This is a genomic window from Streptomyces sp. NPDC048270 (assembly GCF_040652335.1).
Taxonomy (GTDB): Bacteria; Actinomycetota; Actinomycetes; order Streptomycetales; family Streptomycetaceae; genus Streptomyces.
Map to the genome: position 1 here is coordinate 1 of NZ_JBEZLV010000091.1, position 6,801 is coordinate 6,801.

The 6,801-nt window shown below is 74.4% G+C and carries 4 protein-coding genes; all 4 read left to right on the top strand.

Annotated elements, in window-relative coordinates:
• The first annotated feature begins 123 nt into the window (after positions 1-123).
• The gene (locus AB0D66_RS33875; protein ID WP_362311003.1) at positions 124-1,095 is read left to right on the top strand and encodes a cyclase family protein; all 972 of its coding nucleotides are present in this window, start codon (positions 124-126) and stop codon (positions 1,093-1,095) included.
• A 101-nt stretch (positions 1,096-1,196) separates the two neighbouring features.
• Entirely contained in the window at positions 1,197-3,992 is a 2,796-nt protein-coding gene (locus AB0D66_RS33880) for a SpoIIE family protein phosphatase (RefSeq protein WP_362311006.1), read from the top strand.
• A 104-nt stretch (positions 3,993-4,096) separates the two neighbouring features.
• On the top strand, positions 4,097-5,647 hold the full coding sequence (locus AB0D66_RS33885; protein WP_362311004.1) for a sugar ABC transporter ATP-binding protein: 1,551 nt from the start codon (positions 4,097-4,099) through the stop codon (positions 5,645-5,647).
• Positions 5,644-6,669: an ABC transporter permease gene (locus AB0D66_RS33890; RefSeq protein WP_362311005.1), complete on the top strand. Its 1,026-nt coding sequence runs from the start codon at positions 5,644-5,646 to the stop codon at positions 6,667-6,669. The genes AB0D66_RS33885 and AB0D66_RS33890 overlap by 4 nt, the downstream gene beginning before the upstream one ends.
• The last annotated feature ends 132 nt before the right edge of the window (positions 6,670-6,801 follow it).

Here is a 6,801-nt window from a genome sequence, read left to right on the forward strand (position 1 = left end):
GGCGCGCCGGGCCGCCGACGTGCCGGGCGGAGCGGCGGCACCCCGGCAGGATGCTGCGCCGGGAGCCGGGACGCCCCCGGGGTCCCGGCCGTGGCCCCCCGAGCCTTGGAGCGCTGAGCACACATGACCTCCTCCTACCCCGCCGATGACCCCGCTCCCCCGCCGGCCGGCCCCGCCCCCGGGGTCACCGTGTCCCGCCGGGAGTTCGACGCGCTCTTCGCCTCGGTCCGCAGCTGGGGCCGGTGGGACCCGGCCGGGCGCGGCGCCTGGAACAGGGTGACGGCGGACCACGTACGGAGCGCCGGCGCCCTGGTCCGGTCCGGCACGGTCGTCCCGATGGGCAGGCCCTGGGACACCCGGCCCGGCCCGGACAACGCGAAGCCCGCACTGCACTACATGTCCGACCTCGGTGACGTGGAGGCCCCCGAACCGTCCGTCTACAAGGACTTCCTCGGCGTCGACTACCACGGCAAGGGCGTGAGCCACCTGGACGCGCTGTCCCACGTGGCCTACCGGGGGCGGCTGTACGAAGGGCGCGCGGCGCGCGAGACCGTGGACTGCGCGGGAGCCCGGTTCGGGGCCGTGTCGGAGCTGGGCCCCCTGGTCACCCGGGGCGTGCTCCTGGACCTGCCCGCCGCCCTCGGGGTCCCGTGGCTGGAGCCGGGGCACGCGGTGCGCGCCGAGCACGTCGGGGACGCGGAGCGGGCGCTCGGCGTGGCCATCGGGGACGGCGACGCGGTGCTGCTGCGCTCGGGCGCCGGCCGGCGCCGCAGGGAGGCCGGGCCCTGGGATCCCGCCTCCGCGAGTGCGGGCTGGCACGTGGACGCCATGCCGCTGCTGGCGGAGCGGGGCATCTGCCTGCTCGGCGGGGACGGGGACAGCGACGTCCGGCCCTCGCCGGTCGAGGGCCTGCACTCCCCCGTGCACGCGCTCGCGATCGCCGCGATGGGGGTGCCGCTGCTGGACAACCTCGATCTGGAGCGGCTTTCCGCAGCCTGCGCCGAGGCGGGCCGGTACGCGTTCCTGCTCGTGGTGGCGCCCCTGAACGTCCCGGGCGGTACGGGTTCGCCCGTGAACCCGGTCGCGGTCCTGTGAGGGCGGCTGTCGGCCACCCTGCTCCCCCGCCCACCCGAAAAGGTGAGGAATATACTCAAATCGGGCGATCGAGAGCGTTCCGGTGAGGGGAAGTGGTGGAGATGGGGGTCGTCGACGACCGCATCGGCCCCGTACGGTCCCGTGACCGGTTCCTGCACGGCGAATCGGTGGAGTCCGTCGAGGGGATCGTGCGGAGTCCGATCCTGAGCTCATGGGAGCGCAGCCGGCTGCTGGGGCTGTCGCCCGACCAGTCCGAGCTCCCCTTCACCCAGGACTTCGACCCCGAGGGCCGGCTGGTCCGCGCCGCCCGGCCCGTGCTCGACCGGCTCCAGTCCATCTTCTCGGGCAGCCAGATGAACATCTGCCTCGCCGACGGGTTCGGCACCGTGCTCGAACGCCGCTTCGGCGACACGTCGATGGCCAAGCACCTCGCCGCGATCCAGAGCGTCCCCGGATTCGTGTTCGCCGAGCGGTTCGCCGGGACGAACGGCATCGGGCTCACCCTCGCGGAACGGCGGCTGTGCCAGGTCTACGGTGCCGAGCACTTCGCCGAGCGGTCCCAGTCGAGCGCCTGTACCGCGATCCCCCTGCGCGACCAGCTCAACGGTCACATCGAGGGCGTCCTGTGCCTCGGCTACCCCTACACCGACGCGGACCCGGCCCTGGTCCCCGTGGTGCGCAAGGCGGCCGAGGCCATCGAAAGACGGCTGATGGAGCAGAGTTCGGCGCGCGAGCGCGGCCTGCTGCACGCCTACCTGGACGCCGAGAGCCGCGCCAGGGCCGGCGAGGAGAGCCACGACGGGTGCCCGATCGGCATGGCCGAGCTGCTCCAGAGCGAGCTGGAGCAGAGCGATCAGATGACCCTCAAGGAGAGGGCCACGGAGCTCATGTCCTCGGCCCGGCGGGCCGTCGCCGAGGTGCCGCTGTCCCGCGGCCGGTCGGTCACCCTGGTCAGCCGTCCCGTGACGAGCACCACCGGCGTGGAGGGCGTCGTCATCGAGGTGCTCCTCCCCGGCGAACCGGAGCGGCACGCCCCCGCCCCGCCCCACACCTCCGCTTCACCCCACACCTCCGCCCCGCCCCACACCTCCGCCTCCGCCCCGTCCCCGGCCCCCGCCGCCGGTGCCGGCGCCCCGGCCCCCGGGCCCGGCGCCGAGGAGTCCGCCCGGGCCACGGTCCGCGGGCTGGTGCTGGTGGGCGAACCGGAAGTGGGCAAGTACGCCGTCGCGGCACGACGCCGGCTGGAGCTGCTGGCCGAGGCCAGCAACCGCATCGGCACCACCCTGGACGTGAGCCGCACCGCCGGGGAACTCGCCGAGATCGCGGTTCCGCGCCTGGCCGACTTCGTCACCATCGACATGCCCGAGGCCGTCCTGCGCGGCGAGGAGTCCCCCCACCCCACCACCGAGATGCACCGCACGGTGGTCCACGGCATCCGCGCGGACTGCCCGTTCTACCCGGTGGGCCGGCCGGTCAGCCTCCGTCCGACCACCCCGCACATGCGCTGCCTGAGCACCGGGCAGCCGGTACTGGAGCCCGATCTGAAGGCCGCCTTCGGCTGGATCGCCCAGGACCCCGAACACGCGGAGCTGCTGCTCGCCCACGGCATCCACTCCCTGATCACCGTCCCCCTGCTCGCCCGCGGGGTCCTCCTGGGCATCGCCGGCTTCTACCGTGCGCAGGACCCGGCCCCCTACGGGGACGACGACCGCTCCCTAGCCCAGGAACTCGCCGCCCGCGCCGCCCTGTGCATCGACAACGCCCGCCGCTACACCCGCGAGCACACCCTCGCCCTGTCCCTGCAGCGCAGCCTGCTGCCGCGCGGCCTCCCCGAGCAGGACGCCGTCGAGGTAGCCCACCGCTACCTGCCCGCGGAGCACGGGGTGGGCGGCGACTGGTTCGACGTCATCCCCCTCTCCGGCACCCGCGTCGCCCTCCTCGTCGGCGACGTCGTCGGCCACGGACTGCACGCCGCCGCCACCATGGGCCGGCTGCGCACCGCCGCCCGCAACTTCGCCGAACTCGAACTCGCCCCCGACGAACTCCTGACCCACCTGGACAACCTGATGGTGCGCCTCGACCGCGAGGAGGGCGGGGACCAGGCCGCCGACGGCAGCACCGGGATCGTCGGCGCCACCTTCCTGTACGCCGTGTACGACCCCACCTCGCAGGAGTGCACCATGGCCCGGGCCGGCCACCCGCCGCCCGCGCTGGTGCGGGCCGACGGCACCGTGGACTTCCTCGAACTGCCCGCCGGACCCCCGCTCGGGCTCGGCGGCCTGCCCTTCGAGTCGGTCACCTTCCACCTCCCCGAGAACAGCCAGCTGGTCCTGTTCACCGACGGCCTCGTCGAGGACCGCCACCGGGACATCGACGTGGCCCTCGACAACCTGCGCCGCGCGCTGGCCCACCCGGACCGTGCCCCCGAGGAGACCTGCCGGGCGGTCCTGGAGGCCATGGCCCCCGAACACCCCGCCGACGACATCGCGCTCCTCGTCGCCCGCACCCATGCCGTACGCCCCGACAAGATCGCCACCTGGGACCTGCCCGCCGACCCGGCCCGGGTCTCCGAGGTGCGCAACGCCGCCGTGGACCAGCTGAGCCGGTGGGGCCTGGACGAGTCCGCCTTCGCCACGGAACTGCTGCTCAGCGAACTGGTCACGAACGCCGTCCGGTACGGCGCCGGGCCGATCCGGGTGCGCCTCATCCACGACCGCACCCTGATCTGCGAGGTGCACGACACCAGCAGCACGGCCCCGCGCATGCGCCACGCGGCCCTCACCGACGAGGGGGGCCGCGGACTGTTCCTCGTCGCGCAGCTCGCCCAGGCCTGGGGCACCCGCTACACCACCGAGGGCAAGGTCATCTGGGCCGAGTGCGCCCTGGCCGCGGCGTGACCTGAACCGGCGCCTACGAGCGATATACCGGAAATGCGGCATACATACCCGTAGAATCCCCCTGTAGTCGGGAAGAACTCGGAGGCCGACCCCCGGAGAAGTCTGTGCACGACGCTCCCGGCACCTCGCCGAGTCCCCCCTCGCGCTCCGGCGCGGAGCCCCTCCTGCGCGTCCGGGGCCTGAGCAAGCGGTTCGGCGGGACCCTCGCCCTGGCCTCGGTCGACCTCGACCTCCACCGGGGCAGCGTCCTCGCCCTGCTCGGTCCCAACGGGGCCGGAAAGTCCACCCTCATCAAGGTGCTCGCCGGGGTCCACCACGCCGACGAGGGCGAGGTGACGGTGAGCGGGCACCCGCTCGGCTCCCCAGCCGCCACCCGGAACATCTCGTTCATCCACCAGGACCTCGGTCTCGTCGAGTGGATGACGGTGGCCGAGAACATCGCCCTGGGCACCGGCTACCCGCGCCGCGCCGGGCTGATCTCCTGGCGGCGGACCCGGCAGCACTGCGCCGCGGCCCTGGAGACCGTCGCCGGGCACCTGGACGCCGACGCCCGGATCGCCGACCTCGCCCCCGCCGAGCGCTCGCTGGTCGCCATCGCCCGCGCCCTGGCGACACGGGCCGGCCTCATCGTCCTCGACGAGCCGACCGCCACCCTCCCCGCCGCGGACTGCGCCCGGCTGTTCGACGTCCTGCACGCCCTGCGCGACCGGGGGCACGGCATCCTCTACGTCAGCCACCGGCTCGACGAGGTGTACCGGGTCGCCGACACCTTCGCCGTCCTGCGCGACGGCCGCATCGCCGACCGGGGCCCGCTCGCCGGTCACAGCCCGGCCCGGCTGGTGCACGCCGTCGTGGGCCGCGAACCGGCCGCCCGCCCGCCGCGCACGTCCCCGGCCGCCGGCCCGCCCCTCCTGAGCCTCGACGGAGTGCGGACCGCGTCCACCGGACCGGTCAGCCTGGACCTGCGCCGGGGCGAGGTGCTCGGCATGGTCGGCCTGACCGGCGCCGGGCACGCGGAGCTGGGCCGCGCCCTGGCCGGGGCCCGGCCGGTGCTCTGCGGGCGGGCCCTGCTGGACGGGCGCCCGTACCGCCCGCACACCGTCGCCGCGGCCCTCGGATCCGGCGTCGGCTTCGTCGCGGGCAACCGCCAGGAGGAGGGCTGCGCCGCCGAACTGACCGTACGGGAGAACTTCCTGGCGAACCCCCGGGCCGCCGGCCTGCCGGCGTGGCACTGGATCAGCCCCCGGCGCGAGCGCGCGGCGGCCACCGCCCTGATCGACCGGTTCTCCGTACACCCCCGCGACAGCGAGGTGCCGATCGCCACCCTGTCCGGAGGCAACCAACAGAAGGTCATGGTCGGGCGGTGGGCCGCGGGGAAAGTGCGCCTGCTGGTCCTCGAGGAGCCGACCGCCAGCGTGGACGTCGGCGCGAAGGCCACGATCCACCGGCTGCTGGACGAGGCGGTGGCCTCCGGCCTGGCGGTCCTGCTCCTGTCCACCGACTTCGAAGAGGTCGCGGACCTGTGCCACCGCGCCCTGGTGTTCGTCCGCGGGACGGTGGCGGCCGAGCTGTCCGGCGCCTCCCTGACCGTCGCCGAACTCACCCGGACCGCCTCGGCCATGCCTCCCATCACCGGAGGTGCGACGAGCCGATGACCCTCTCCCCCCCGCCCCGCTCCGTACGGGGCCGCCTGCGCGGGCACCACATCGGCGCCTACGGCCTGCCGGTCCTCGGCGCCCTGCTCTTCCTGGTGTTCTCCCTGGCGCTGCCGCAGACCTTTCCCACCCGGGACAACGTCTTCTCGATCCTCTCCAACCAGTCGATCCCCGCCGTCCTGGCGCTCGCGGCGACGATCCCCATCGCCACCGGCCGGTTCGACCTGTCCCTCGGCTACGGTCTCGGCCTGGCCCACGTCATGGTGCTGCAGCTCATCGTCAACGCAGGCTGGTCCTGGCCCCTCGCCTGCCTCGTGGTCGTGTGCGGAGGCGTGGTGGCCGGTGTACTCAACGGCGTGATCGTCGAGTTCGGGCAGATCGACTCCTTCATCGCGACGCTCGGCACCGGCAGCATGATGTACGCCGTCACCGGCTGGATCACCGACGGCAGCCGGATCGTGCCCGGCCCCGAGGGCCTGCCCGCCGCCTTCACCGGCCTGTACGACTCCCGGTTCCTCGGCCTGCCGCTGCCCGCCTTCTACGTGCTCGCCGTGGCCGCCGTCCTGTGGCTGGTCCTGGAACGGCTGCCGCTCGGCCGCTACCTGTACGTCATCGGCTCCAACCGGCGCGCCGCCGCCGTCATCGGGATCCCCACGCGCACCTACTCCGTGTACGCCTTCGCCGGATCGGGCCTGGTCGTCGGCTGCGCCGGGGTCCTCCTCGCGGCGCAGCAGCAGACCGGCAACCCGAGCGTCGGCCTGGACTACCTGCTGCCCGCCTTCGTCGGCGCCCTGCTCGGTTCCACCACGATCAGACCCGGCCGCGCCAACGCGCTGGGCACCGTCGTGGCCGTCGCCGTCCTCGCCGTCGGCCTGGCCGGGATCGGCCAGCTCGGCGCGCAGTTCTGGGCCACGCCGCTGTTCAACGGCGGCACCCTGCTGATCGCCGTGGGCCTGGCCGGCTACGCCGCCCGCCGCCGGCTGCGCGCCGGCGAGAGGCAGCCGGTTCCGGAGCACCCCTAGCCCCCCGCACCCGTTTCGAACACGTCGTACGCGCACCGCGTCAGGAGCACCGTGTACCCGAACCGCACGTCCACCCTCACGGCGGCGGCCCTGCTGACCGCGGCCGCGGCGCTCGTCCCCGGCTGCGCGGGC

Coding starts and splice junctions, on each gene's coding strand:
- AB0D66_RS33875 (WP_362311003.1), top strand. CDS start 124: ATGACCTCCTCCTACCCCGCCGATGACCCCGCTCCCCCGCCGGCCGGC.
- AB0D66_RS33890 (WP_362311005.1), top strand. CDS start 5,644: ATGACCCTCTCCCCCCCGCCCCGCTCCGTACGGGGCCGCCTGCGCGGG.
- AB0D66_RS33880 (WP_362311006.1), top strand. CDS start 1,197: ATGGGGGTCGTCGACGACCGCATCGGCCCCGTACGGTCCCGTGACCGG.